Consider the following 23,033-nt stretch of genomic DNA (forward strand, 5'->3'; position numbering starts at 1 on the left):
CTGCAAAGGAGGAAGGAGGCGGGCGAAATTGGATGCCCGGGCAGATTTTGCTCTCTTTTTGATAGCTGGTTGCGCGCATCCCTATTGGTCTGAGGCCGGATTTAATGCCGAAAATCCGCCCGTGGCATAAGCGCGAAGCGTGGCCGGTACCCGAGGGCTCCCCGGGCTTCTGGAGGTACCGCCGCTTTATTGTGGGGATATTTTCACAACAAGCGGTTGACAGTGGCTTTTCGCTCAGTCATAATCGTGGGCTTCGCTCTAAAAAGGCGAGGAATTCTGCCTAACGGAAGCATTGCAAGTGGTTTGCAGTGTGGACGACGGGCCCAAGACTGATTGGCTGGTAATCCCAAGGGGTTGCCTTCCGGTGCAAGTTGGGAACACATTTAAATGATTCAAACGCAATCCAAGCTCGATGTTGCTGACAACACGGGTGCCAAGTCCGTGATGTGCATCAAGGTTCTGGGCGGCTCCAAGCGCCGGTACGCCAGCGTTGGTGACGTCATCAAGGTGAGCATCAAAGAAGCCGCTCCGCGTGGCCGCGTCAAAAAAGGCGAGGTTTACAGCGCTGTGGTCGTTCGCACCGCCAAGGGCATTCGCCGTGGCGATGGTTCGCTCGTCAAATTCGACGGCAACGCAGCAGTGTTGCTTAACGCCAAGCTGGAGCCAATCGGCACCCGCATCTTCGGACCAGTGACGCGCGAGCTGCGCACTGAAAAGTTCATGAAGATCGTGTCCCTGGCTCCTGAAGTTCTGTAAGGACTCGCCATGAACAAAATCCGTAAAGGCGACGAGATCATCGTGATCGCTGGTCGCGACAAAGGCAAGCGCGGCAAGATTTCGCTGCGCAAAGATGATAGCTACGTGCTGGTGGATGGGATCAACCTGGTGAAAAAACACACCAAGCCCAACCCCCTCAAGGGCACCACCGGTGGCATCGTCGAAAAAAGCATGCCGATTCACCAGTCGAACGTGGCAATTTTCAATGCCGCTACCGGCAAGGCGGATCGCGTTGGCATCAAGCTCCTGGCAGACGGCAAAAAAGTGCGCGTCTTCAAGTCCAGTGGCGAAGAAATCAAGGTTGCATAACATGGCAAAGACCGCACCTGTACAAGCTGCTTCGCAGGCCCGCCTGCAAGCCCAGTACCGCGAAAAAATCGCCCCCGGCCTGATTGAAAAATTCGGCTATACCTCGCCTATGCAGGTTCCCCGCATCACCAAGATCACGCTCAACATGGGTGTGAGCGAGGCTGTTGCCGACAAGAAGGTCATGGACAACGCCGTCGGCGACATGACCAAGATTGCCGGTCAGAAGCCTGTCGTGACCAAGGCCAAGAAGGCTATCGCCGGCTTCAAGATCCGCGAAGACTTGCCTATCGGCTGCATGGTGACCCTGCGCGGCGTGAAGATGTATGAGTTCCTCGATCGTTTCGTCACTGTGGCCCTGCCGCGTGTGCGTGACTTCCGCGGTATTTCCGGCCGGGCCTTCGATGGCCGCGGAAACTACAACATCGGCGTGAAAGAGCAGATCATTTTCCCTGAGATCGAGTACGACAAGGTTGATGCCTTGCGTGGCCTGAATATCAGCATCACCACAACGGCAAAGACCGATGAAGAGTGCAAGGCACTCCTCACCGCCTTCCGTTTTCCGTTCAAGAACTGAGGCGGGACATGGCAAAACAAGCTTTACTGCAACGTGAACTGAAGCGCGAGAAACTCGCCGCGAAGTTCGCCAAGAAATACGCTGAACTCAAGGCGACGTCCAACGACGCCAAGCGCTCTGACGAAGAGCGTCAGCTGGCTCGCCTCGAGCTGCAAAAACTGCCCCGCAATGCGAACCCGACCCGCCAGCGTAACCGCTGCGCGATCACGGGCCGCCCACGCGGTACTTTCCGCCAGTTCGGCCTGGCTCGCGCCAAGATCCGTGAGTTGGCTTTTGCTGGTGATATCCCTGGTATCACCAAGGCAAGCTGGTAAGCATAGGAGAACCACAAAATGAGCATGAGTGATCCTATCGCCGACATGTTGACCCGCATCCGCAATGCACAGATGGTTGAAAAAGCCGTCGTGCTGGTGCCGTCGTCAAAAGTCAAAGTTGCCATCGCGCAGGTTCTGAAAGATGAGGGCTACATTGATGGCTTCTCCGTCAAGACCGACGAAGGCAAGTCCCAGCTGGAAATCGCCCTGAAGTATTACGCAGGCAAGCCCGTGATTGAGCGCATTGAGCGCGTCAGCCGCCCAGGCCTCCGTGTTTACAAAGGCCATGGCGCCATCCCCCAGGTCATGAATGGCCTTGGTGTGGCAATTGTCACGACCCCGCAAGGCGTCATGACCGATCGTAAAGCCCGCGCTACCGGTATCGGTGGTGAAGTGCTTTGCTACGTGGCCTAACGGCGGCATTGAGGAGAAACTGAAATGTCTCGTGTAGGAAAAATGCCAGTGACCGTGCCTCAGGGTGTGGACGTGGCCATGAAAGCAGACCAGATCAATGTCAAGGGTGCCCTCGGCACCCTGGCGCTGACGCAGAACGCGCTTGTCACCATCAAGAATGATGCGGGCAAGCTGACTTTTGTGCCGGCCAATGATTCGCGTGAAGCCAATGCCATGAGCGGCACGATGCGTCAGCTCGTGAACAACATGGTGACTGGTGTGACCAAGGGCTTCGAAAAGAAGCTCAGCCTGGTCGGCGTGGGCTACAAGGCCCAAGCTCAGGGCGCCAAGCTGAACCTGACCGTGGGGTATTCGCACCCTGTGATCATGGACATGCCTGCTGGCATCACCGTTGCAACGCCGACTCCCACGGAAGTGGTGATCAAGGGTTCCGACCGCCAGCGCGTCGGCCAGATCGCCGCTGAAGTTCGTGCTGTTCGTCCTCCCGAGCCTTACAAGGGCAAGGGCATCCGCTATGTGGATGAGAAGATCACGATCAAAGAAACCAAGAAGAAATAAGGAGCTGCATCATGTTGACCAAAAAAGAGCAGCGCCTTCGTCGTTCACGTCAGACCCGCATTCGCATTGCTACGCAAGGTGTTGCCCGTTTGACCGTGAATCGCACCAATCTGCACATCTATGCCAGCGTTATTTCTGGCGACGGCACCAAGGTCCTGGCTGCTGCTTCCACCGCGGAAGTGGAAGTCCGCAAGGAAATCGGCGCTTCGGGTAAAGGTGGAAACGTTGCTGCTGCGCAAGCCATTGGCAAACGCATTGCCGAAAAGGCAAAAGCAGCAGGTGTTGAAAAAGTGGCGTTTGATCGCGCCGGTTTTGCGTACCACGGCCGCGTCAAAGCGCTGGCTGAGGCGGCTCGCGAAGCTGGTTTGCAGTTCTAAGCAGACTGGAATTAAGTATGGCTAAGTTTCAAGCAAAACAGCAAAACGACGCTCCAGACGATGGTCTGAAGGAAAAAATGATCGCGGTTAACCGCGTGACCAAAGTCGTAAAGGGCGGCCGTATCCTCGGTTTCGCCGCGTTGACCGTCGTGGGTGACGGCGATGGCCGCGTCGGCATGGGCAAAGGCAAGTCGAAAGAAGTGCCGGCAGCCGTGCAAAAAGCGATGGAAGAAGCGCGTCGCAACATGACCAAGGTTTCGTTGAAAAACGGCACCATCCACCACAATGTTTTCGGTCACCACGGTGCAGCCAGCGTCATGATGGCGCCGGCTCCCAAGGGTACCGGCATCATCGCTGGCGGCCCAATGCGCGCCGTTTTCGAAGTCATGGGCATTACCGACATCGTGGCGAAGAGTCATGGTTCGAGCAACCCTTACAACATGGTGCGTGCCACCATGGATGCACTGAACAATTCCACGACCGCTTCTGAAATTGCGGCCAAACGTGGCAAATCGGTCGAAGAGATCTTCGGCTAAGGCGGCATTGAAATGACCAAAGAAACCAAAGTCAAAGTCCAGCTGGTTCGCAGCCCGATTGGCACCAAGGAATCGCATCGCGCCACTGTGCGCGGTCTGGGCCTTCGTGGTGTCAACAGCGTCAGCGAATTGCAGGATACGCCCGCAGTGCGCGGCATGATCAACAAGATCAGCTATCTGGTCAAGATTGTCTGAGCGGAGACTCAAAATGGAATTGAACGGAATCAAGCCTGGCCAAGGTGCCAAACATGCCAAGCGACGCGTCGGTCGTGGCATTGGCTCCGGTCTGGGTAAAACATCTGGACGCGGCCACAAAGGCCAGAAATCACGTGCTGGTGGCTACCACAAGGTCGGCTTCGAAGGCGGTCAAATGCCTATGCAGCGCCGTTTGCCAAAGCGTGGCTTCAAGTCGCATCTGCTCAAGTTCAACGCCGAGGTTACTCTGAGTGCGCTGGAGCAGCTGGGTCTGGCTGAAGTCGATCTGCTGGCACTGAAGACTGCCGGCCTGGTGGGCCAGCTTGCCAAGAACGTCAAGGTCATCAAGTCGGGTGAGCTGTCCAAGGCTGTCAAGCTGAACGGCATCTCCGCCACGGCGGGTGCCAAGGCCATTATTGAAGCCGCCGGCGGCTCTGTCGCTTAAATACCTGACTGGAAAATCAGTGGCAACCAACTCAGCTCAAATTGCGAAAACCGGCAAGTACGGTGATTTGCGTAACCGGCTTGTGTTTTTGCTGCTGGCTCTCGTGGTGTACCGCATTGGCGCGCACATCCCGGTGCCAGGGATTGATCCTGGCCAGCTCAAGGAGTTGTTCAAGGGCCAACAAGGCGGCATATTGAATTTGTTCAATATGTTTTCTGGTGGTGCCCTGTCGCGCTTTACGGTATTCGCCCTGGGCATCATGCCGTACATCTCGGCATCGATCATCATGCAGCTACTGACGTACGTCGTTCCGACGTTCGAGCAGATGAAAAAAGAAGGCGAAAGCGGCAGGCGCAAGATTACGCAGTACACACGTTACGGCACGCTGGCTTTGGCATTGTTCCAGTCCATGGGCATTGCTGTGGCGCTGGAAAGCTCGCCAGGCTTGGTGTTGGCGCCCGGCTTTGGTTTCCGCATGACGGCAGTGTTCAGCCTGACGGCCGGCACGATGTTCCTGATGTGGCTGGGTGAGCAGATTACCGAGCGTGGTTTGGGTAACGGCATTTCGATCCTGATTTTTGCAGGCATTGCGGCAGGTTTGCCGAGCGCAATGGGTGGCTTGCTGGAGCTGGTGCGTACCGGCGCCATGAGCATTCTGGTGGCCATTGTGATCGTCGCGGTGGTTGTGCTGGTGACCTATTTCGTGGTGTTCGTAGAGCGTGGGCAGCGCAAGATTCTTGTGAACTATGCGCGGCGCCAGGTGGGTAACAAGGTTTACGGCGGGCAGTCATCGCACTTGCCGTTGAAGTTGAACATGGCGGGTGTGATCCCCCCGATTTTCGCTTCATCGATCATTTTGCTGCCTGCTACCGTCGTGGGCTGGTTTAGCACCGGTGAAAGCATGCGCTGGCTCAAAGACATCGCCAGCACGCTGACGCCGGGCCAGCCAATCTACGTAATGCTGTATGCCAGTGCGATCGTGTTCTTCTGCTTCTTCTATACGGCGCTGGTGTTCAACAGCCGTGAAACGGCGGACAACCTGAAAAAGAGCGGTGCGTTCATTCCGGGTATTCGGCCGGGCGATCAGACGGCGCGCTACATTGACAAAATCCTGGTGCGTTTGACGCTGGCAGGTGCGGTTTACATCACATTCGTGTGCCTGTTGCCGGAGTTTTTGATTTTGAAATACAACGTGCCGTTTTATTTTGGCGGTACGTCGTTGATGATTATTGTCGTGGTGACCATGGATTTCATGGCCCAGGTACAGAACTACATGATGTCGCAACAGTATGAGTCGTTGCTTAAAAAGGCGAACTTCAAGACGTCACTGGGCGGTTAACTGGGTATTTGATGGGATATGTCTAAAGACGATGTGATCCAGATGCAAGGTGAGGTTGTAGAAAACCTTCCCAATGCGACTTTCAGGGTGAAGCTGGAAAATGGACATGTTGTACTGGGGCACATCTCGGGAAAAATGCGTATGCACTACATCCGCATTCTTCCCGGTGACAAGGTAACGGTTGAGTTAACGCCTTACGATTTATCGCGCGCGCGAATTGTTTTCCGTGCCAAGTAAGCACAGAGTGAAAGTTTAGGAGTAATAGAAATGAGAGTTTCAGCTTCGGTCAAGAAAATTTGCCGTAACTGCAAAGTTATCCGTCGCAAGGGCGTTGTCCGTGTGATTTGCACGGATCCGCGTCACAAACAGCGTCAAGGCTGATTTCAAGAGTTTTAGAGGACGAACATGGCTCGTATCGCTGGTATCAATATTCCGCCGCAGCAACATGCCGAAATCGGCTTGACTGCTATCTTTGGCATCGGTCGCACGCGCGCTCGCAAAATTTGCGAAGCATGTGACATCGCTTACGCCAAAAAGGTCAAAGATCTGACCGATGGCGACCTGGAAAAAATCCGTGAGCAGATCGCCCTGTTCACCATCGAGGGTGACCTGCGTCGTGAAACCACGATGAACATCAAGCGCCTGATGGACATCGGTTGCTACCGTGGTTTCCGCCACCGTCGCGGCCTGCCCATGCGTGGCCAGCGCACCCGGACCAATGCCCGTACCCGCAAGGGCCCGCGCAAGGCCGCTGCAGCTTTGAAGAAATAATTGAGAGGTCGTCATGGCAAAATCACCAAGCAATAACGCCGCACAACGCGTTCGCAAGAAAGTTCGCAAGAACGTGGCCGATGGTATCGCCCACGTCCACGCTTCTTTCAATAACACGATCATCACTATCACGGATCGCCAGGGCAATGCCTTGTCCTGGGCGTCTTCCGGTGGTCAGGGTTTCAAAGGTTCGCGCAAATCCACCCCTTTCGCAGCGCAGGTCGCTTCCGAAGTGGCTGGTCGCGCCGCCATTGAGCAAGGCATCAAGAATCTTGACGTCGAAATCAAGGGTCCTGGTCCAGGCCGTGAATCATCTGTCCGCGCTTTGGGCGCACTCGGCATCCGGATCAATTCGATTGCCGACGTGACCCCGGTTCCGCATAACGGCTGCCGCCCGCAAAAGCGCCGCCGCATTTAATTCCCCGTGCCCAGGCATCCGGCGGGTTGTTTCAGCCCGTCAGATACCAGGCATTTTTACCAAGCCCACCGCCGCAGGTTACGACCTCCGGCTCCTGCAATTCATTGCAGCAGATGACAAAAGGACACTCAAGTGGCACGTTACCTAGGCCCCAAGGCCAAACTATCCCGCCGTGAAGGCACCGACCTGTTCCTGAAGAGTGCACGCCGCGCCATCAGCGACAAGGCCAAATTCGACTCCAAGCCAGGTCAGCACGGCCGTACCTCTGGTACCCGTACTTCCGACTTCGGCTTGCAATTGCGCGAAAAGCAAAAAGTCAAGCGCATGTATGGTGTGCTCGAAAAGCAGTTTCGCCGTTATTTTGAAGAAGCGGATCGTCGCAAGGGCAACACCGGCGCCAATCTACTGTTCATTCTTGAGTCGCGTCTGGACAACGTTGTGTATCGCATGGGCTTCGGTTCGACCCGTGCTGAAGCGCGCCAGCTGGTTTCGCACAAGGCCATCACGGTCAATGGCGGATCTGTCAACATTCCTTCGTACATGGTCAAGGCCGGCGACATTATTGCCGTGCGTGACAAGTCGAAGAAGCAGACCCGTATCACGGAAGCCCTGGAGCTTGCAAAACAGGTCGGTCTGCCCGCCTGGGTCGATGTGAACGCCGACAAGGGAGAAGGCACCTTCAAGAAGGTACCTGATCGCGACGAGTTTGCCGCCGACGTCAACGAATCGTTGATTGTCGAGTTGTACTCACGCTAATTTTTCGTTCCTGCGATACGGGGCACCGTATCGCCAGGGTGTGCTTCGCCGGCCTTATCGGTGTAACGAACCGAGGGTATTGAGAGGAAGACTGCATGCAGACCAATTTGTTGAAACCAAAAACCATTAATGTTGAGCAGCTCGGCGCCAACCGCGCCAAGGTGACTCTGGAGCCGTTTGAGCGTGGCTACGGCCATACGCTGGGCAACGCGCTGCGCCGCGTACTGTTGTCTTCCATGGTCGGCCACGCCGCCACCGAAGTCACCATCGCGGGCGTCCTGCACGAGTACTCATCCATCGACGGTGTGCAGGAAGACGTCGTCAACATCCTGTTGAACCTCAAGGGTGTGGTGTTCAAGCTCCACAACCGCGACGAAGTCACGCTGAGCCTGCGCAAGGACGGCGAAGGCCCAGTTACTGCCGCCGACATCCAGACTCCGCACGACGTGGAAATCATCAACCCTGAGCACGTGATCGTGAACCTGTCGCACGGTGGCAAGATCGACATGCAGATCAAGGTTGAAAATGGCCGCGGCTATGTGCCGGGCAACCAGCGCCGCTATGGCGATGAGTCGCCAAAATCGATCGGCCGTATTGTGCTGGACGCGTCGTTCTCGCCCGTCAAGCGCGTGAGCTACATCGTTGAAAGCGCCCGCGTTGAGCAGCGCACCGACCTCGACAAGCTCGTGCTGGAAATCGAAACCAACGGCGCGGTGACGGCTGAAGATGCTGTCCGTGCCTCGGCCAAGATCCTGGTGGAGCAGCTGGCCGTGTTCGCACAGCTCGAAGGCAATGAACTGGCCGCGTTTGACGCACCCGTTCAGCGCAGCTCGCAGCAGTTCGATCCGATTCTGCTGCGCCCTGTCGACGAACTCGAACTTACCGTTCGTTCGGCGAACTGCCTCAAAGCGGAAAACATTTACTACATCGGCGATCTGATCCAGCGCACTGAGAATGAGCTGCTGAAGACGCCGAACCTGGGCCGTAAATCGCTCAACGAAATCAAGGAAGTGCTTGCCTCGCGCGGCCTGACTCTTGGTATGCGCCTGGAAAGCTGGCCACCCGCCGGCCTCGACAAGCGTTAATTTGAACCACAAGATCCCGCCGGAAAGGGGATCTCGCACGGGCAGTACCTGATACGGCTGCCTGGATTTTAAAAAAGGAAACACTATGCGCCACGGACACGGATTACGTAAACTCAACCGCACCAGCGAGCACCGCCTCGCCATGTTGCGCAACATGATGAACTCGCTGCTGCAGCACGAAGTCATCAAGACCACCCTGCCCAAGGCCAAGGAATTGCGCCGCGTGGTCGAACCCATGATCACCCTTGGTAAAGAACCTACTCTGGCCAACAAGCGCTTGGCATTTGATCGCCTGCGTGACCGCGATATGGTCGTCAAGCTGTTCGCAGAGATCGGCCCACGCTACAAGGCACGTCCCGGCGGCTACACCCGCATTCTGAAGATGGGCTTCCGCGTTGGTGACAATGCGCCCATGGCACTGGTTGAACTGGTGGATCGTCCTGAAGTGTCAGAAGACACTACAGCTGACACGGCCAAGGCAGAGTAAGCTACAATACATAAATACCGCGCGGTGGAGCAGCCTGGTAGCTCGTTGGGCTCATAACCCAAAGGTCGTAAGTTCAAATCTTGCCCGCGCAACCAACACGTTAGCCTTTCGAGGCCAACAGCAAAACGCCTGCATCAAGCAGGCGTTTTGCTTTCCGGCTTTCATCGGTGTTCAGCGATTCTGCTGCCAGTGACGTCGCCGGCAGTCATTGCTTGCAGCAAGCCTGTATAGCTGTTGCTCAGTCCGGCACAACCGCCGTCACTTCAATTTCCACCTGGGCGCGGTCTTCAACCAGGCCCGCAACCTCGACACATGTCATGGCCGGAAAATTCTTTCCCATGACTTCGCGGTAGACAGCACCCAGTTCCTTGAGCCTGGCCACGTACTCGACACGATCCAACACATACCAGGTCATGCGGACCATATGCTCCGGTCCGGCGCCACCGGCCTTCAGCACGGCCGCAATGTTCAGCAGCGCCTGGCGCGTCTGCGCGATGAAATCGTCGCTCTCGAACTGTTGCTGTGCATTCCAGCCAATCTGGCCTCCCACAAAAAGCAAGGCGCCGCGTGCAAGGATGCCGTTGGCATAACCTTTGGGCTCGGCCCAGCCGGGCGGTTGTAGTTTCTTGATCATGAGCTTCCTGAGGATGTTTTCAAATAAGGTAACAGGGCGCTGCGCATTCGTTCGGGAAGCGGCAGGGGTTTGCCATTGGGGAGCTCTGAATAGACCACCACGCCATGCGCTTTCAGCTTGATGACTTCGGCGCCGTCTGGCGAGGCTGGGCTGCCATGAATCTCGTATTGCATACCCATGCTCGCGTTACCCAGGCGAGTCAGTTCCAGCGTGATTGTCAGCGGGTCGCCATGACGGCACATACCGAGAAATTCGACCTTCAGATCCACAATCGGCACGCCTGTGCCACCGGCAATCAGAACATGTTCGGGAAAGCCGATGTGCGCCAGGAAATCCTCTTGCACCTCATGCAACAGATAGAGAAACTGCGGATAAAAAACGATGCCGGCCGGATCGCAATGGTGAAACCTGACGAGCTTTTGCGCGGTGAATTTCATGATTCGCGCAGCTTGAAGCGTTGCAGCTTGCCGGTTTCGGTGCGCGGCAGTTTGGTAACGAATTCGATCTGACGGGGATATTTGAAAGGCGCAAGCGCCGCCTTGACGTGGTCTTGCAGGGCCTTTGCCATGGCGTCATTTGCTGCCTGGTCAGGCTTGAGCACAACAAAGGCCTTGACGACCATCCCCCGGTCGTCGTCGGGCAAGCCCACAACACCGCATTCAGCCACGGCAGGGTGCTTGAGCAGGGCATCTTCCACCTCAGGGCCCGCCACGTTGTAGCCCGCGGTAATAATCATGTCGTCGGCGCGCGCCTGGTAGAAGAAATAACCGTCGGCGTCCTGCATGAAGGCGTCGCCCGGGTAGTTCCAGCCGTCCTTCACATAGTTGCCCTGGCGCGCATCGTCCAGGTAGCGGCAGCCCGTGGGCCCCACCACCGCCAGCTTGCCGATGGTGCCGCGCGGCACTTCCGCGCCGGTGTCGTCCACCACCCTGGCGGTGTAGCCTGGCACCACCTTGCCGATGGCGCCGCGGCGCACGTCGGCGCCGGCTGCGGAGATAAAGATGTGGAACATCTCGGTCGCGCCTATACCGTCGATCATCTCAATGCCGGTAGCGTCCTTCCATAGCTGCCGCGTGGCGTCAGGCAGGCTCTCGCCGGCACTCACGCACATCCGCAAGCCGGGCACGCCGTGCTGTTTGGCGAACGCAGCCATCTGCCGATAAAACGTCGGTGCCGTGTAGCAGACCGTTGCGCCGACCTGGTTGATCAGCTTGACCATCGCTTCTGGCGTATAGGCAATGGAGGGGTAGTAAACAGAGGCACCGGCCCACATCGGGAAAATCAGCATGCCGCCCAGGCCAAAGGTAAAAGCCAGCGGTGGCGAGCCGATGACGATGTCGTCCGGCTTGGCCTTGAGCACATGGCGCGGCCACGCCTCGCAGGCGGCCAGCACGTCGCGATGCGTGTGCACCGCGGCCTTGGGCTTGCCTGTAGTGCCGGAAGTGAAGGCCATCAAGGCGATGTCGTCGGCGGCCACCGGGCAGGGCGTAAATTTGCCGTCCTTCTGCGCCGACAGCACCGCCAGCGAGCCCGGCGCGTCCATCAGGTTGAAGGGCACGACGGTGGGCAAGGTATCGCTTTGCGCCTTTGCCGCCTGCAGCTCATCCAGCAGCGTTGCATCGCACAATGCCAGCGCGGGCCGGGCCTTTTCAATGATCTCGCTGAGTTCCTTGGCGCGCAGCAGCGGCATGGTCGCCACCGCCACCAGCCCGGCCTGCACCACGCCCAGCCAGGCCAGCGCCATGCCGATCGAGTTGCCGCCGCGCAGCAACACCCGGTTGCCGGGTTGCAGGCCGAAGTCGTCGATCAGCACCTGTGCGATGCGGTTCACGCGCTCCAGCGCGTCGACATAGGTCAGGGTGATCTTGTCCGAGCGCAGCATCGGTTTGTCCGCGCGTCCCTCGCGAAAGGCCTTGTCAAACAAGGCCTGCACCAGATTGGCCTGCGCCGGTATGCGCAGCTCGGGCAGCGCGTACACCATGCGGGGCAGTTGCCCGGGCTGCGGCAGGCGGTCATGCACAAAGCGGTCTGCCTGCGCGGAGGGCGCCGCGGACACTTTTTCTACTGGGTCGGAGACAGAGGTGCTCATGATTGCAGTACGGCCTTTCCAATGATGAGTTGCTGCACTTCGGTCGCGCCTTCGTAAATGCGCAGCGAGCGGATATCGCGGTACAGGCTTTCCACCTTGGTGCCCACTTTCACGCCCAGGCCGCCGTGCATCTGCAGCGCCATGTCGATGACCTTTTGCGCGTTCTCGGTGGCCGTCATCTTGGCCATGGCCGCTTCGGCGGTGATACGCGCACCGCTGCCCAGGCGTTCGCTTTCGTCGCGCATCCAGGCGGCGCGGTAGGTCAGCAGCGCAGCGGCGTCCACCAGTGCCGCCATCTCGCCAAGCTTGGCCTGCGTGAGCTGGAAGTCGGCCAGGGTCTGGCCGAACATCTTGCGTTCCTTCGAGAAATGCACCGCCTCGGCCAGCGCGCGGCGCGCCATGCCCAGTGCGGCGGCGGCCACGGAGGCACGGAAGATGTCCAGCGTCTGCATCGCCAGCTTGAAGCCGCCGTGCAGCGCGCCCAGCTGCGCATCCCTCGGCAGCTTGCAATGCGCGAACTTCAGCGTGGCCAGCGGGTGCGGCGCCATCACGGCGATGTGCTCGCTGCTGTCCAGGCCTTTGTTCGCCGCATCGACGATGAAGGCCGTAATGCCGCGCGTGCCGCCCTGCGGGTCCGTCTTGGCGAAGGTCACGTAGAAATCCGCGATCCCGCCGTTGCTGATCCATGTCTTGCTGCCGTTCAAGGCCCAGCCCTCACCCGTGTCTGTGGCGGAGGTCACCATGGCGCCGGCATCGGAACCGGCGTCGGGCTCGCTCAAGGCGAAGGCCGCGATCTTCTTGCCGCTGGCCACCTGCGGCAGGTAGGCAGCCTGCTGCGCCGGTGTGCCCGCCAGTGTGATGGCGCCGCTGCCCAGTCCCTGCATCGCAAACGCGAAATCGGCCAGTGGCGAATGAAAGGCCAGCGTCTCGCGCAGGATGACAAGCGCGCGGGAGTCCAGCTTTTCCAGTGCGCCGCCCAGGGTGCCGTCCTTACCCGCCGGTACGCAATAGCGCAGCCAGCCGTTGGCACCCAGCAGGCTCACCCACTCCTTGCAGGCCCGGCGGTCATCGCTTTCGTCGATGTGCTGCTGCGGCATCCAGTCGGCCAGGCGCTGCGCCAGGTCGCGGTGAACCTCGTCAAAAAAAGGCAGCGCCAGGTGGGCGGTGGTCGATCTCATGCGTGATCCTTGTCGTCCTGCCGCGCTCAGTCGCCGCGGAACACTGGTTTCTGTTTGGCTGAAAAGGCCTCGTACGCCCGTGTGAAGTCTTGCGTCTGCATGCAGATGGCCTGGGCCTGCGCTTCGGCTTCTATGGCCTGGTCCAGCGTCATGGCCCATTCCTGGTGCAGCATGGTTTTGGTCATGCCGTGCGCAAAGGTCGGGCCGTCGGCCAGCTCTTGCGCCAGCTTTTGCGCCTGCGCCAGCACATCTTGCGGCTCGTGCAGCGCGTTGAAGAAGCCCCACTGCAAGCCTTCCTGCGCGCTCATGGATCTGCCGGTAAACAGCAGTTCCGATGCCCGCCCCTGTCCGATCAGGCGCGGCAGCAACGCGCAGGCGCCCATGTCGGCACCGGCCAGGCCGACGCGCGTGAAGAGGAACGCCGTCTTGGCCTGGGCCGTGCCCAGCCGCATGTCGGCGGCCAGCGCCATCATGGCACCGGCGCCGGCGCAAATGCCGTCAATTGCCGCAATGATGGGCTGCGGGCACAGGCGCATGGCCTTGATCAGGTCGCCCGTCATGCGCGTGAACTCCAGCAACTCGGGCATGGTCATCTTGGTAAGCGGCCCGATGATCTCGTGCACATCGCCGCCCGAGCAGAAGTTGCCGCCGGCGCCGGTGATGACCACGGTCTTCACGTCAGTCGCGCTGTTCAGCGTGCGAAACAGGTCGCGCAGCTCTGCGTAGGAGTCAAACGTCAGCGGGTTCTTGCGCTCGGGGCGATTGAGGGTCAGCGTTGCCACGCCTGCGTCGAACGAATAGGCGAAGTGTTCGGCCTGGTGATGGGCCAGCGCATCGAACTGCGCGTGCATGGGGTTACCCAGCTTGATGTAGTGCTTCATGTCGTTTCCAGTTTGCTGTCAGCCAGCAGGGCGTTGTGGTGTTGCTTGACCTTGCCCAGCAGTTTGTGCAGGGACTCCACCTCGCGTGGTGACAAAGCCTCAAAGGCCGCGACGATCCAGGCTTCATGCTCGTTTGCCATTTCGTCGAACAGCTTTCGTCCTCGGGGGGTCAGGCGCACGCGGTAGGCCCGGCGGTCGCCCTCCACGTCCACACGCTCCACCAGTCCTTCGTTCACCAGCTGGTCGGTAATGCCCGTCACGTTGCCGCCGGTCACCATCATGCGGCGCGACAGCTCGTTCATCTTCAGCCCTTCCGGGCTGCGCTCAAGTTGCGCCATCAGGTCAAAGCGCGGCAAGGTGGTGTCGAACTGCTCGCGCAATTGGGTACGCACCTGCTTCTCGACCAGCTGCGTGCAGGTCAGCATGCGCAGCCAGAGCCGCAAGGCCTCGGGGTGTTCGCTGTGCCCTCTTGCTTCCATGTCCATGGCTTGTCTCCTTGATGGTGTAATTCGTTGTCGCTATCTATTTGATAGCTGCTTGCGCCCGTTCTTCCTGGGCTACAAGCTCTTTTTTCTTTGAGAGTTCACGGTAGAGCTGGTCGCGCCCGCTCAGGTAGGGCAGAGGCCAGTCCACATGCCGGCTTTGCAGCCTGGCGGCCTCGTGCAGCGTCCAGGCGGGGTCAGCCAGGTGCGGCCGGGCAATGGCGCACAGGTCGGCACGGCCGGCGGCGATGATGCTGTTGACATGGTCGACTTCCGAGATCGCGCCCACGGCGATGGTCTTTATGCCCACCTCGTTGCGGATGCGGTCGGCAAACGGCGTCTGGTACATGCGGCCGTAAACCGGCCTGGCCGCGCGCGTGGTCTGGCCCGACGAGACGTCGATGAAGTCGCACCCTGCTGACTTGAACATCCGGGCGATGGCCACAGCGTCATCCGCCGTGTTACCGCCCGGCGCCCAGTCGTGCGCCGAAATGCGCACGCTCATCGGCAGATGCGCCGGCCACACTTCACGCATGGCGGCAAACACTTCCAGCGGAAAGCGGCAGCGGTTTTCCAGGCTGCCGCCGTAGTCGTCCGTGCGCTGGTTGGTCAGCGGCGTGATAAAGCTCGACAGCAGGTAGCCGTGCGCGCAATGCAGTTCCAGCCAGTCAAAGCCCGCTTCGGCTGCGTAATGCGTGGACTGCACGAACTCCGCCTTGACGCGGTCCATGTCGGCGCGCGTCATGGCTTTCGGCACCTGGTTGGTGGGGCCGTAAGCCACGGCGCTGGCCGCCAGCAGCGGCCAGTTGCCGGTGGCGAGCGGCTCATCGGGTTGCTCCCAGCCGACTTGTGTCGAGCCCTTGGGGCCGCTGTGGCCGAGCTGCATGCCAATCCTGGCGCCAGCGCCCGAGGCGTGCACAAAATCCACGATGCGTTTGAACGCCTTGGCTTGCGTCTCGTTCCAGAGGCCCGGGCAGCCGGGGGTGATGCGGCCCTCTGCGCATGGCGCGGTCATTTCCACAAACACCAGTGCAGCGCCGCCCAGCGCGCGTGCGCCAAGGTGCACCAGATGGAAGTCCTGCGGCACGCCGTCTACCGCGCTGTAGGTAGCCATGGGAGAAACGACGATGCGGTTCTTCAGATTCAGTTCGCGGGTCTTCAAAGGCAGCAGCATGGGCGGCGGCGCATGCGGTGCGCTGCTTTTAGCCAACCATTGCTCATAGCCCTGCAGCCAGGCGGCATCGCGCACACGCAGGTTCTCGTGGCTGATGCGCTGCGAGCGTGTGAGCAGCGAATAAAAGAACTGCTCGGCTTCCATGCCGCTGTAGCGGTCCACATTCTCGAACCACTCGGTCGAGTTGCGCGCCGCGTTTTGTATCTTCAGCACCTCGACCGAGCGCAGCGCTTCATAAGCCTGCAGCGCCGCGGTGGCATCACCGTGCTGGGCAAAGCAGTTGGTCAGCTCAATCGCGTCTTCCAGTGCCAGCTTGGTCCCGCTGCCAATCGAGAAATGCGCCGTGTGCGCCGCATCGCCCATCAACACAATCGGCACCTGCTTGCCATTGATGGCGACCTCATGTACCCATCGCTCGCATACCACACGCGGGAAACGTATCCAGATGGCCGAGCCGCGCACGTGCGTCGCGTTGTTCATCAGCGGGTTGCCGTCCAGGTATTTGGCAAACAGACGTTCACAAAATGCGATGCCGTCTTCCTGGCTCATCTGGTCCAGGCCGTGCGCCTTCCACACGGCCTCGGGTGTCTCGACGATAAAGGTCGAAGTGTTCTCGTCAAACTTGTAGGCATGCGCGGCGAACCAGCCATGCTCAGTCTGCTCGAAGGCAAAGGTGAAGGCGTCGAACGTCTTGTGCGTGCCCAGCCAGACAAAACGGCAGGCGCGCAGCTCCACGTCGGGCTTGAAGGTCTCCGCATACCGGTTGCGGATGCGGCTGTTCAGACCGTCGCTGGCGATCACCACGTCGGCGTTGTATTGCGCAGCGATAGCCTGGTCGTCCTGCACGTCGGTTTCGAACACCAGGTCCACGCCTAGCGCGATGCAGCGCTCCTGCAGGATGTTGAGCAGACGCTTGCGGCCGATGCCGCAAAAACCGTGGCCGCCGGAGCGCACCGAGCGCCCCTTGAAAAACACCTCCACGTCATCCCAGTGGTTGAAAGCGTCGCCGATCAGTTGCGCGCTGACCGGGTCGGCCAGGCGCAGGTTGCCCAGCGTCTGGTCCGACAGCACCACGCCCCAGCCGAAGGTGTCAAAAGGCCTGTTGCGCTCGACCACCGTCACCTGATGCGCCGGGTTTTGCAGCTTCATCAGCAGGGCGAAATACAAGCCTGCGGGACCACCGCCCAGGCAAAGAATGTGCATGAATGCGTACTCTCTGGATTAATTTGACCTTAATTGTTTAGGTTTAAACTAAATCCGTCAAGCGGGTTTTCCGGTGTTTTCCGCAACACCGGAAAACGGGTGTTACCGCACCGGCAGAGGGATGCCGGTATTTACGGCTGCCGCACCAACCGCATATCAGGGTGCCTGAAAGCCGGCTGCCCGGTAAGTGAGCACCAGCGTATCCCGAAAACCGCCGCCGGTCCGATCGTCTGCCGGCAGTATGGGCGTGGTTTCGTGAATCACCCGTGCGTCGTCCAGCAGCAGCGCTGTCAGCGGCTCCTGCATCACAAAACGCACGCCGTGCGGGCCGTTGGCGTCAAACACCCGGGTCTCGCCGCCCTTCACGCCGTGGCGCCCCACCATCATCACCACCACAAAGTCCACGCCGTCGCGGTGTGCGCCTTCCGGCGTGGGCCGGCCTACGCCGCCCGCGGTGTCGATGCGGAACTGGTGCGCTTCAATATGCCAGCGCCCGGCGGGCTGTACTTGCGCAAACAGCTTGCCCAGGTTGGCCAGCAGGTCCGTCCACGCCTGGGCTGTAGCTACCGCTGGCTCGACCGGGTCGAACCAGCGCTCGAAGCCGCCGTGCAGGGCGTTGTAATCGGTGGGTTGCCAGTGGGCGCGATGCGGGGTTTGCGTGAGCGTGCCTGTGGCCAGTTCCTGGACGAAGCAGGAATGGCGGCGCTTGCGGTAGTGGCCGCCGTCCTTCAGATGGGCGTCAGGCGGCAAGCGGTTCCAGGAGTCTGTCAGCGCCTGCCAGCCTGATGTCCATGCCGGCGTCGGCAGTTCCAGCGTGGCCGTCAGCTCGGCAGGGTTGAGCAGGCTCAGCCCATCCTGGCTGAGAGCCTGGCGAGCCGACTTGGGGACAGTGGCGATATTGAACATGGGCCCTATTTTGCTTGAGCCGCGCGGCCGGCCCGGCGGCCGCAGCCGGAACCCCGAGGCCGCAACAGGTGAAACCTGCCTACATACACGCGTCCGAAAACTTTCCATAATGGCCTGTCTGTCCAACTAGAGGAGCATCCATGCTTTACAAATTCAAATCAAAAGACGCCGGCGATGTGATCATGCTCGAAGCCAACGGCCGCAAGGTCCTCGAAATCATCGGCAAAGACCCCGCCCCCAAAGGCATCATCCTGCCCGAGCAAATGCCCGCCGCGATAGCCGCCCTGCAGGCAGCGATCGCGCATGAAGAAGCCCACGACGCCAATGCCGAAGACGGCGTCGTCCCAGGCGACGGCCTGGGCCTGCGCCAGCGCGCCGTGCCTTTTATTGACATGCTGCAGCGCAACCTGAAGTCGGGGCATGAGGTGGTTTGGGGCGTTTAGGCTCAGCAGGGCCAGCGGTCGCGCCGAGCCATATTAAAAAAGCCCTGGTGACAGGGCTTTTTGCGTGGTGAGTTGATATGCACTCAGTCCACCTTCGCCCCCGAAGCCTTCACCACCTGCGCCCACTTCTTGTGTTCGGCGTTAATAAAAGCCGTGAACTGTGCCGGCGTATTGCCGCTCGGAATCGCACCCTGGGCCAGCAGTTTTTCTTTCATCGCAGGCGTGCCCAGCGCCTTGGCGGTTTCCTGCTGGATGCGATTCACGATGTCGGGCGGCGTGCCGGCGGGGGCAAGCAGGCCGAACCAGGAGCTCGCGTCGAAACCTTTCATGGCCGGGCCGCCGGCCTGTTCTATGGTGGGGACGTCAGGCAGGGCGGCTGAGCGTTCTGAGCTCGTCACGGCCAGGGCTTTGAGCTTGCCGGACTTGATGAGCTGCATGGAAGACGGCAGGTTGTCGAACATCACATCCATGTCGCCACCCACAAGCGCCAGCAGTGCCGGGCCGGAGCCGCTATAGGGGAAATGGGTCATGTAAGTGCCGCTCATGGTCTTGAACAGTTCACCCGCCAGGTGGATGGACGTGCCGTTGCCGCTGGAGGCCATGTTGAAAGTGCCGGGCTTGGCTTTGGCCGCGCGTATGAAGTCCGTGACATTGTTGATGCCGGCGGCTTTCGCCTTTTCGGTATTCACCACCATCACGTTGGGTACGCCCGCGACCAGCGTGATGGGCGCGAAGTCCTTTTGCGGGTCGTAGGCCATCTTGCTGTACAGCGACTTGTTGATGCCATGCGTGCCCACGGTGCCCATCAGCAGGGTGTAGCCGTCAGGTGTGGATTTGGCGACCACGTCTGCGCCAATGTTGCCGCCGGCACCGGCACGGTTCTCAACCACAAAGGGCTGGCCGAATGCCTTGGAGAGTTCAGGTGCCATGGCGCGGGCCAGGATGTCGGTGGTGCCGCCTGGCGCGAAGGGCACGACGATTTTGACGGGCCTGGTGGGCCAGCTGGCGCTTTGCGCCCAGGCGGAGGGCGTGGCCATAAAGGTGGCGACGGCGGTCAGCGCGGTGGCCAGGAAAGCGCCGTAGCGACGGGAAAGAAAGGGCTTGCTGTTGTTGTTCAAGAGGGGCTCCAGGGATGGCCGGCGCGGCCGGGGGTCACATGAAGATAGCGTGCGTGGGTCCATGCTTCAAGAGGGTTTCAACCCAGCCACCCAAAAAAAGAAAAGCCGCCCGGCGTGAACCGGGCGGCTGGCAATCAAACGGTCAACGGATCAGTCGGCGAACTTGCCGGCGGCGTCGATCACGGGCTTGAGCTTGTTGATCTCGGCCGATACAAAAGCCTTGTGGGCGGCAGGTTCGACGCGCTTGTCGGTCACCACCACGGCGCCAAGGCCTTCCTGCTTCTTGATGAAGTCGGGGTCTTTGAGCGCCACTTTCAGGGCGTTGTTGAGCTGGGTCATCACGGCCGGCGGCGTTCCCTTGGGGGCGTACATGCCATGCCAGATCGTCAGGTCGAAGTTTTTGAGGCCCATTTCCTGCAGCGTCGGGTAGTCCTTGAGCAGCTTGTTGTTCTTCAGCGGTTTGGCGGTCGTGACCGCAAACGCCTTGACGCGGCCGGCTTCAATCTGGCCGGTGGTGTTGGTGGTCTGGTCACACATCATGTCGACCTGTCCGCCCACCAGTGCATTCATGGCTGGTGCTGTACCGCCGAAGGGGATGGTGGTCATCGCGTCCTTGGCGTTGATGGCTGCCTGCCACATCAGGCCACAGAGGTGCGATGCGGAACCCAGGCCGGCATGGGCGATGTTGAGTTTGCCGGCATTGGCGCGAATGTAGTTCTCGAAATCGCGGTAGTTGTTGGCCGGTAGCTGCGGTTTGCCGATGATGGTCATCGGTACTTCGTTGATCATGCCCAGGAACTCGAAGTCGTCCAGCACCTTGTAGGGCAGCTTGCGGTACAAGGCCGGCGCAGCCGCCATGCCGATGTGGTGCACCAGCAGGGTGTGGCCATCGGGTGTTGCGCGGGCTACCTTGGCCGCACCGATGGTGCCGCCGGCGCCGTTGACGTTTTCCACCACGAAGTTGGCACTGCCGCCCATGGCTTTGCGCATGGCTTCGGCCAGGTCGCGTGCCACACGGTCGGTTGGGCCGCCGGCCGCGAATGGGACCACCAGAGTGACTGGCTTGGAGCCGGGGAAGGCGGGGGCTTGCGCGTGGGCTGCAAACATGGCCGTTGCAGCAGCGGCGAGGACTAACAGGCGTTTCATGAGCGTCTCCTTGTGATGAACGCGCCAAGTTTACGGTCCGCTTACTGCGCAAACATCGCGGGAACTACGTAAGGGCTAGCCCCCGGTCGCTTTGCGGGCAGCGCGCAACCCCGGGCTTTGGGAGTTCAGGCCAGCAGGGGCTGCGGGACTGGCTTCGCCAGACCGCAGGCGCAGCGACAAGCTGGGGGCTCTACTTGTAACTACGTGCATCCTCAATAACCTTTCCGTCGTTGGGGAGACTTCCCGGGGCCATTAGCTGGACCGTTCCACGCAGTTTGGTGACGTCACGGATGGCGTCGCCGATACGCTGTTCCAGGCCATCCGGGGCGGAAGCGGTTTCTACCTGGAAATGCATGTTGTCGCTCGCCATCTCTCCGCTGACGACCAGCCTGGCCTTGATCACTTCCGGAAAGCGCCGGGCGATATCGGCGACCTGTCCGGGGTGTACAAACATCCCGCGGACCTTGACGGTCTGGTCGGCTCGTCCCATCCAGCCCTTGATGCGCGCATTGGTGCGTCCCGTGGGGCAGGTGCCCGCCAGGATGGCGGAAAGGTCGCCCGTACCAAAGCGAATCAGCGGATAGCCGGGATTGAGGGTGGTCACCACCAGCTCTCCCACTTCGCCCTCAGCCACCGGGTCACCCGTTCCAGGGCGCACGATTTCCACGATCACGCCCTCATCCAGCACCAGGCCTTCCCGCGCTTCGGTTTCATAGGCAATCAGGCCCAGGTCGGCCGAGGCATAGCACTGGTAGCCCGCAATGCCGCGCTCACCCAGCCAGTCGCGCAGGCTGGGGGGAAACGCCTCGCCTGAAACCAGTGCCCGCGTCACGGTCGGCAGTTCCACCTTCATTTCGGCGGCCTTCTCCATGATGATTTTCAGGAAGCTTGGTGTGCCGATGTAGCCGGCCGGCCTGAGTTCCGCCATGGCGTGTACCTGCTGCTCCGTCTGGCCGGTGCCGCCCGGGAACACGGTGCAACCGAGGGCATGCGCGCCGGTTTCCATCATGGAGCCCGCCGGCACAAAGTGGTAGCTGAAACTGTTGTGAATCAGCTGGCCGGCGCGAAAGCCGGCGGCATACAAGGCCCTAGCCATGCGCCAGTAGTCCTTGCGCTTGCCGCCGGGCTCGTAAATGGTGCCAGGGCTGGCAAAAACATGGGGCATATGCGCGCCGTAGCGCAAGGCGCTGAAACCGCCAAATGCATTGCCACTGCCACCGGGCGCGCGCTCGGCCTGCTGGCGCTCAAGCAACTCATGCTTGCGCGTGACGGGCAATTGCGCCAGTTCCGCACGTGATGTGATGGCCTGGGCGTCAACGTCTTTAAGGATGGCTGTGAATGCGGGGGCCCGGGTCTTGGCATGGGCAATCTGCTGCGGCAAGGCGGTCAGCAGCGCCGCCTCGCGTTCCGCAGGGCTTCGCACTTCCAGTGAGTCGTAATGTGTGGTCATATTTGGAGAAAACCTGGGCAAGGAGAGGTCTTAAACCAGCCGGGGCCGCGGAACCGGCTTAGCCGGGCCGCAGGCGCAGCGGCCCCCTCGGGGGGCAGCGCAGTACACGAAGTGACAAGCGTGGGGGCCATTCAGGCCAGCCACCGTTTGCGGCGCTTGTAGCTCTTCACATCCTTGAAGCTCTTGCGCTCGCCGCCGCCCACGCCAAGGTAGAACTCCTTGACATCCTCGTTATTGGCCAAGTCGCTGGCCGCGCCATCCATCACCACGCGGCCGCTTTCCATGATGTAGCCGTAGTCGGCATATTTGAGTGCCATGTTGGTGTTCTGCTCGGCCAGCAGGAAGGTGACCTGCTCCTTCTGGTTCAGGTCCTTCACGATGTTGAAGACTTCTTCGACGATCTGCGGCGCCAGGCCCATGGAGGGCTCGTCCAGCAGCACCATGGAAGGGCTGGCCATGAGCGCACGGCCGATGGCGCACATCTGCTGCTCACCGCCAGACGTATAAGCCGCCTGCGAGGTGCGCCGGGTTTTCAGGCGCGGGAAATAGTTGTAGACCTTCTCCAGGTTGGCCGCCACTTCGGCCTTGCTGCTGCGCGTGTAGGCGCCGGTCAGCAGGTTTTCCTCGATGGTCAGGTGGGCAAAGCAGTGCCGCCCTTCCATCACCTGCACCACGCCGCGTTGCACCAGGTCGGCCGGCGAGAGGTTTTCAATGCGCTCGCCGCGCAGCTCAATGGAGCCTTTGGTGACTTCGCCGCGCTCACCCCTGAGCAGATTGGAAATCGCGCGCAGTGTGGTGGTCTTGCCCGCGCCGTTGCCGCCCAGGATGGCCACGATGCGGCCCTGCGGGACTTGCAGCGAGACGCCCTTGAGCACCAGGATCACGTGGTTGTAGATAACCTCGATGCCGTTGACATTGAGAACGATGTTAGGTGTGTCCATATTTTTTCCTGACCAATTGGAAGACCTGCGTGC

31 protein-coding genes and 1 tRNA gene are annotated in these 23,033 nt (G+C 60.2%); 20 read left to right on the forward strand and 12 right to left on the reverse strand.

The annotated features are described in order from the left end of the window. Positions 1–387: 387 nt before the first annotated feature. The 19 genes from rplN (at position 388) to AC1DU8_RS01460 (ending at position 9,450) form a co-directional block, all read left to right on the forward strand. Entirely contained in the window at positions 388–756 is a 369-nt protein-coding gene (rplN, locus tag AC1DU8_RS01370) for a 50S ribosomal protein L14 (protein ID WP_007869247.1), read from the forward strand. Between the two features lie 9 nt (positions 757–765). After that, positions 766–1,086 carry a 50S ribosomal protein L24 gene (gene rplX / locus AC1DU8_RS01375; protein ID WP_348045257.1) on the forward strand — a complete coding sequence of 107 codons (321 nt, stop codon included), beginning with the start codon at positions 766–768 and terminating at the stop codon, positions 1,084–1,086. 1 nt (position 1,087) lies between these two features. Further along, the gene (gene rplE, locus AC1DU8_RS01380) at positions 1,088–1,660 is read left to right on the forward strand and encodes a 50S ribosomal protein L5 (protein ID WP_092130238.1); all 573 of its coding nucleotides are present in this window, start codon (positions 1,088–1,090) and stop codon (positions 1,658–1,660) included. A gap of 8 nt (positions 1,661–1,668) precedes the next feature. Continuing rightward, on the forward strand, positions 1,669–1,974 hold the full coding sequence (rpsN, locus tag AC1DU8_RS01385; protein WP_188709725.1) for a 30S ribosomal protein S14: 306 nt from the start codon (positions 1,669–1,671) through the stop codon (positions 1,972–1,974). Positions 1,975–1,992: 18 nt separating this feature from the next. Then, positions 1,993–2,388 (forward strand): 30S ribosomal protein S8, encoded by a 396-nt coding sequence (gene rpsH, locus AC1DU8_RS01390; RefSeq protein WP_371436766.1) that lies wholly within the window; start codon positions 1,993–1,995, stop codon positions 2,386–2,388. A 24-nt stretch (positions 2,389–2,412) separates the two neighbouring features. Continuing rightward, entirely contained in the window at positions 2,413–2,946 is a 534-nt protein-coding gene (gene rplF / locus AC1DU8_RS01395) for a 50S ribosomal protein L6 (protein ID WP_457281396.1), read from the forward strand. 11 nt (positions 2,947–2,957) lie between these two features. After that, positions 2,958–3,323, forward strand: coding sequence for a 50S ribosomal protein L18 (rplR, locus tag AC1DU8_RS01400; RefSeq protein ID WP_457281395.1), 366 nt, complete (start codon positions 2,958–2,960; stop codon positions 3,321–3,323). A 17-nt stretch (positions 3,324–3,340) separates the two neighbouring features. Beyond that, positions 3,341–3,859, forward strand: coding sequence for a 30S ribosomal protein S5 (rpsE, locus tag AC1DU8_RS01405; RefSeq protein ID WP_457281394.1), 519 nt, complete (start codon positions 3,341–3,343; stop codon positions 3,857–3,859). A 12-nt stretch (positions 3,860–3,871) separates the two neighbouring features. Continuing rightward, positions 3,872–4,054, forward strand: a complete 183-nt coding sequence (gene rpmD, locus AC1DU8_RS01410; protein ID WP_122954340.1) for a 50S ribosomal protein L30 — start codon at positions 3,872–3,874, stop codon at positions 4,052–4,054. A gap of 13 nt (positions 4,055–4,067) precedes the next feature. After that, positions 4,068–4,499, forward strand: a complete 432-nt coding sequence (gene rplO / locus AC1DU8_RS01415; protein WP_122954339.1) for a 50S ribosomal protein L15 — start codon at positions 4,068–4,070, stop codon at positions 4,497–4,499. A 19-nt stretch (positions 4,500–4,518) separates the two neighbouring features. Then, positions 4,519–5,838, forward strand: coding sequence for a preprotein translocase subunit SecY (gene secY, locus AC1DU8_RS01420; RefSeq protein ID WP_457281393.1), 1,320 nt, complete (start codon positions 4,519–4,521; stop codon positions 5,836–5,838). A gap of 18 nt (positions 5,839–5,856) precedes the next feature. Next, on the forward strand, positions 5,857–6,075 hold the full coding sequence (gene infA, locus AC1DU8_RS01425) for a translation initiation factor IF-1 (RefSeq protein WP_007869286.1): 219 nt from the start codon (positions 5,857–5,859) through the stop codon (positions 6,073–6,075). A 30-nt stretch (positions 6,076–6,105) separates the two neighbouring features. Continuing rightward, positions 6,106–6,219, forward strand: coding sequence for a 50S ribosomal protein L36 (gene rpmJ, locus AC1DU8_RS01430; protein WP_028820150.1), 114 nt, complete (start codon positions 6,106–6,108; stop codon positions 6,217–6,219). Between the two features lie 24 nt (positions 6,220–6,243). Continuing rightward, on the forward strand, positions 6,244–6,609 hold the full coding sequence (gene rpsM / locus AC1DU8_RS01435) for a 30S ribosomal protein S13 (protein WP_074579313.1): 366 nt from the start codon (positions 6,244–6,246) through the stop codon (positions 6,607–6,609). A 13-nt stretch (positions 6,610–6,622) separates the two neighbouring features. Continuing rightward, positions 6,623–7,027 carry a 30S ribosomal protein S11 gene (gene rpsK, locus AC1DU8_RS01440; RefSeq protein ID WP_007869288.1) on the forward strand — a complete coding sequence of 135 codons (405 nt, stop codon included), beginning with the start codon at positions 6,623–6,625 and terminating at the stop codon, positions 7,025–7,027. 132 nt (positions 7,028–7,159) lie between these two features. After that, the gene (rpsD, locus tag AC1DU8_RS01445; RefSeq protein WP_457281392.1) at positions 7,160–7,783 is read left to right on the forward strand and encodes a 30S ribosomal protein S4; all 624 of its coding nucleotides are present in this window, start codon (positions 7,160–7,162) and stop codon (positions 7,781–7,783) included. A 95-nt stretch (positions 7,784–7,878) separates the two neighbouring features. Then, complete coding sequence (locus tag AC1DU8_RS01450; RefSeq protein ID WP_122954336.1) at positions 7,879–8,868, forward strand: DNA-directed RNA polymerase subunit alpha; 990 nt, start codon at positions 7,879–7,881, stop codon at positions 8,866–8,868. An 85-nt stretch (positions 8,869–8,953) separates the two neighbouring features. After that, complete coding sequence (gene rplQ, locus AC1DU8_RS01455; protein ID WP_122954335.1) at positions 8,954–9,355, forward strand: 50S ribosomal protein L17; 402 nt, start codon at positions 8,954–8,956, stop codon at positions 9,353–9,355. Between the two features lie 18 nt (positions 9,356–9,373). Next, a tRNA-Met gene (locus AC1DU8_RS01460) sits at positions 9,374–9,450 on the forward strand. 143 nt (positions 9,451–9,593) lie between these two features. Here AC1DU8_RS01460 and AC1DU8_RS01465 read toward each other — a convergent pair. The 8 genes from AC1DU8_RS01465 to AC1DU8_RS01500 all read right to left on the reverse strand — a co-directional run bounded on the left by AC1DU8_RS01465 (position 9,594) and on the right by AC1DU8_RS01500 (position 17,902). Beyond that, complete coding sequence (locus AC1DU8_RS01465) at positions 9,594–9,989, reverse strand: RidA family protein (RefSeq protein WP_457281391.1); 396 nt, start codon at positions 9,987–9,989, stop codon at positions 9,594–9,596. After that, positions 9,986–10,426 carry an acyl-CoA thioesterase gene (locus AC1DU8_RS01470; RefSeq protein ID WP_457281390.1) on the reverse strand — a complete coding sequence of 147 codons (441 nt, stop codon included), beginning with the start codon at positions 10,424–10,426 and terminating at the stop codon, positions 9,986–9,988. Before AC1DU8_RS01470 ends, AC1DU8_RS01465 begins: the two co-directional genes overlap by 4 nt. Next, positions 10,423–12,078 carry a benzoate-CoA ligase family protein gene (locus tag AC1DU8_RS01475; RefSeq protein WP_457281389.1) on the reverse strand — a complete coding sequence of 552 codons (1,656 nt, stop codon included), beginning with the start codon at positions 12,076–12,078 and terminating at the stop codon, positions 10,423–10,425. Before AC1DU8_RS01475 ends, AC1DU8_RS01470 begins: the two co-directional genes overlap by 4 nt. Then, a complete protein-coding gene (locus AC1DU8_RS01480; protein ID WP_477726365.1) occupies positions 12,075–13,256 on the reverse strand; it encodes an acyl-CoA dehydrogenase family protein in 1,182 nt (393 codons plus the stop codon). Before AC1DU8_RS01480 ends, AC1DU8_RS01475 begins: the two co-directional genes overlap by 4 nt. Before the next feature lie 26 nt (positions 13,257–13,282). Next, on the reverse strand, positions 13,283–14,137 hold the full coding sequence (locus AC1DU8_RS01485; protein ID WP_477701973.1) for an enoyl-CoA hydratase family protein: 855 nt from the start codon (positions 14,135–14,137) through the stop codon (positions 13,283–13,285). Beyond that, positions 14,134–14,622, reverse strand: coding sequence for a MarR family winged helix-turn-helix transcriptional regulator (locus AC1DU8_RS01490; protein ID WP_457281386.1), 489 nt, complete (start codon positions 14,620–14,622; stop codon positions 14,134–14,136). The genes AC1DU8_RS01485 and AC1DU8_RS01490 overlap by 4 nt, the downstream gene beginning before the upstream one ends. A 37-nt stretch (positions 14,623–14,659) precedes the next feature. Continuing rightward, positions 14,660–16,996, reverse strand: coding sequence for a bifunctional salicylyl-CoA 5-hydroxylase/oxidoreductase (locus tag AC1DU8_RS01495; RefSeq protein WP_477701974.1), 2,337 nt, complete (start codon positions 16,994–16,996; stop codon positions 14,660–14,662). Between the two features lie 156 nt (positions 16,997–17,152). Next, complete coding sequence (locus AC1DU8_RS01500) at positions 17,153–17,902, reverse strand: 2OG-Fe dioxygenase family protein (protein ID WP_457281384.1); 750 nt, start codon at positions 17,900–17,902, stop codon at positions 17,153–17,155. Between the two features lie 140 nt (positions 17,903–18,042). Here AC1DU8_RS01500 and AC1DU8_RS01505 point away from each other — a divergent pair, with 140 nt between their 5' ends. Next, complete coding sequence (locus tag AC1DU8_RS01505) at positions 18,043–18,345, forward strand: DUF1840 domain-containing protein (protein ID WP_436156923.1); 303 nt, start codon at positions 18,043–18,045, stop codon at positions 18,343–18,345. An 83-nt stretch (positions 18,346–18,428) separates the two neighbouring features. Here AC1DU8_RS01505 and AC1DU8_RS01510 read toward each other — a convergent pair whose 3' ends face one another. The 4 genes from AC1DU8_RS01510 to AC1DU8_RS01525 form a co-directional block, all read right to left on the reverse strand. Continuing rightward, entirely contained in the window at positions 18,429–19,382 is a 954-nt protein-coding gene (locus AC1DU8_RS01510) for a Bug family tripartite tricarboxylate transporter substrate binding protein (RefSeq protein ID WP_457281653.1), read from the reverse strand. Between the two features lie 231 nt (positions 19,383–19,613). Then, positions 19,614–20,609, reverse strand: coding sequence for a tripartite tricarboxylate transporter substrate-binding protein (locus AC1DU8_RS01515; protein ID WP_457281383.1), 996 nt, complete (start codon positions 20,607–20,609; stop codon positions 19,614–19,616). Between the two features lie 190 nt (positions 20,610–20,799). Next, entirely contained in the window at positions 20,800–22,059 is a 1,260-nt protein-coding gene (locus tag AC1DU8_RS01520) for a phenylacetate--CoA ligase family protein (RefSeq protein WP_477701976.1), read from the reverse strand. Between the two features lie 131 nt (positions 22,060–22,190). Beyond that, positions 22,191–23,000 (reverse strand): ABC transporter ATP-binding protein, encoded by an 810-nt coding sequence (locus AC1DU8_RS01525; protein ID WP_457281381.1) that lies wholly within the window; start codon positions 22,998–23,000, stop codon positions 22,191–22,193. Between the last annotated feature and the right edge of the window lie 33 nt (positions 23,001–23,033).

This window comes from Polaromonas sp. P3_A5, assembly GCF_056403055.1.